Below are 2,649 nucleotides of genomic sequence, written 5' to 3'. Positions count from 1 at the left end.
CGCTGTGCGGCCTGGCCGGCCTGGTCGGGCTGGCCGCGGGCCTGCTGCGCGTTGCTCCGTTCCGTGATCGCCATAGGTGACGCTCCGTGTTCCTTTCGCGCCGGACTCATGATCCTCCGAGCGCACAGTAATCAGTTCGCGGGTCCCCGACCAGTCGTGCCGGGTTAATACTTTTGTCGCCGTATCCGGGCGGTTCGTGGACTGGGCGAGCGGGTAGGTTCATTGTCCTCCCGGGCGTGCGGCTAGCGTTCGACTCTGTGACTCATACCCACGACCTCACGGCCGAACAGATCGCCGCGGCCGTCCGTTCCCGTGACATCTCCCCCCTCGAAGTGACCCGCCACTACCTCGACCGCGCGGAGCGGCTGAACGAGCGGGTCGGCGCGTACGTGACGCTCACCCCCGAGCTCGCCCTGGAGCAGGCGCGGGCCGCGGAGAAGCTCCTGGCCTCGGCGGACGACCCCACCGGGCTTCCTCCGCTGCTCGGCGTCCCGGTCCCGGTGAAGGACCTGAACATGGTGTCCGGCGTCCGGATGACGCTCGGCTCGGCCGCGCACGCCGACCTCACCGGCTTCGCCGACGACACGGTCGTGGTCCGGCTGAGGGAAGCGGGAACTGTCCATCTGGGCAAGACGAACACCCCCGAATTCGGTCTGCCCTGTTATACGGAAAACGACGTCGCACCCCCCTCCCGGACGCCCTGGGACACCTCCCGCTCGGCGGGCGGATCGTCCGGAGGCGCGGCCGCGGCGGTCGCCTCGGGACTTGCCCCGGTCGCGCAGGGCAGTGACGGCGGCGGCTCGATCCGCATCCCCGCGTCCGCTTGTGGCCTGTTCGGGATCAAGCCGAGCCGCGGCCGGATCTCGCACGGCCCGATCGTCCCGGACCTGTTCGGCCTGTCCACCAACGGCCCGATCGCGCGGACGGTCCGGGACGCGGCGCTCCTGCTGGACGTGATGGCGGGCCCGCGCCCCGGCGACATGTTCCACGTTCCCGATCCGGGCGGCTCCTTCCTGTCGTTCACCGAGCGTCCGCCCGGACGGCTGCGCATCGCCCGCAGCATCGAGGCCGGCGTCCCCGGCGTGGAGATCCACCCGGACGTCCGCGCCGCCTACGACGCCGCGTCCGAGCTGCTGGAGGAGCTGGGCCACGAGGTGGTGGACATCCCGCTGCTGTGGAACGCCGACCTCGTCCCGCACTTCGAGACGCTGTGGGCCGCGATGGCGACCCTCACGCCCGTCGCGCCCGACCGGGAGGAGCTGCTCCAGCCGCTCACGCGCTGGCTGCGCGCCCGCGGCGAGGCCACGACCGCCCCGCAGCTGATGATGGCCCACGCGTCGCTGCAGGCCGCCATGCGCACCGTCCTGCCCGTCCTGGAGGGGTACGACGCCGTCCTGCACCCGACGCTGGCCCAGCCGCCCGCGCCGATCGGGCACTTCCACGGGCAGAGCCCGGAGGAGAACTTCGAGCGGCAGAAGCTCTTCACCCCGTTCACCTCGGTCTACAACATCTCGGGGCAGCCCGCCGTGAACGTCCCGCTGCACTGGACGGACGAGGGCCTGCCCATCGGCGTCATGCTCGCCGGCCGCGTCGGCGGCGAGGGCACGCTCATCTCCCTGTCCGCCCAGCTGGAGGAGGCGCGGCCCTGGGCCCACCGCAGGCCCGAGATCTGGCACGCCTGACCCCGGAGCGCGCCGGGGGTTTCGGGCTCGTCCGGGCGGGCCTGCTTTGGTCTCCCTTGAGGCGGGCATGGTGGTGGCGTGAATGACCGGGATCTGCGGGCGCTGGCCCGCGTGCATGGTGTCTCGACGGCCTACGTCGACTGGCGCGGACGGCATGCGGACGTGTCCGTCGAGACACTGCGGGCCGTCCTGACCTCGCTCGGGGAGGACGTCTCCACGCCGGCGGCCGTCCGGGACGGGCTGGCGCGCGCCGCGGACCCGCCCCGGCTGCCGCCGGTCGTGGTGACGCGACCCGGCCGCTCGCCGGCCAAGGAGGGCACCGTCGAACTCGCGGACGGCCGCGTTCTCGACCTTCCCGTGGACGGGGACCTGCCGCTCGGCTGGCACCGGCTGACGGCCGACGGCGAGGAGGCGGCCCTGCTCGTCGCGCCCGAGCGGCTGGGCACCGGTCCGCGCGCGTGGGGCGTGACCGCGCAGCTCTACTCCGTCCGGTCGCGGGCGTCGTGGGGCATGGGCGACCTGCGCGACCTCGCCGGCCTCGCCGGATGGGGCGCGCGGCAGGGCGCGGACTTCCTGCTGGTCAACCCGCTGCACGCGACCGAGCCCGTCCCGCCCGTCGGGCCGTCCCCGTACTCGCCGATGAGCCGCCGCTTCGCGAGCCCGCTCTACCTGCGCGTCGAGGACGTCCCCGAGTACGCAACCCTCCCGCCGGACGAGCGCGAGCGCGTGGACGGCCTCAGCGCGCCCCTCCGGGCCCTGAACGAGACCTTGGACGTCCTGGACCGCGACGCCGTCCACACGGCCAAGATGCGCGCCCTGGAGATCTTGTACGCCGCGTTCCGGGGCGATGAGGCATATGCCGAGTTCCGGCGGCGCGAGGGAGCGCCGCTGACGGCGTTCGCCACCTGGTGCGCCCTGTGCGAGGAGCAGGGCCCCGACTGGCGCGCCTGGCCCCCCGGGCTGCGGG

At 73.4% G+C, this 2,649-nt stretch carries 2 protein-coding genes; both read left to right on the top strand.

Annotated elements, in window-relative coordinates; genetic code table 11:
• Window positions 1–257: 257 nt before the first annotated feature.
• Window positions 258–1,682, top strand: coding sequence for an amidase (locus AB0J52_RS35410; RefSeq protein ID WP_500187283.1), 1,425 nt, complete (start codon window positions 258–260; stop codon window positions 1,680–1,682).
• Window positions 1,683–1,760: 78 nt separating this feature from the next.
• Window positions 1,761–2,649, top strand: an 889-nt coding sequence (locus tag AB0J52_RS35405) for a 4-alpha-glucanotransferase (RefSeq protein ID WP_500187282.1), incomplete at its 3' end; no start/stop codon positions are given.

The sequence above is a fragment of the Spirillospora sp. NPDC049652 genome, from assembly GCF_040675125.1.
Taxonomy (GTDB): domain Bacteria; phylum Actinomycetota; class Actinomycetes; order Streptosporangiales; family Streptosporangiaceae; genus Spirillospora.
The sequence above is the reverse complement of the archived record's forward strand: the minus strand, read 5'-3'. Positions and strand labels throughout refer to the sequence as shown.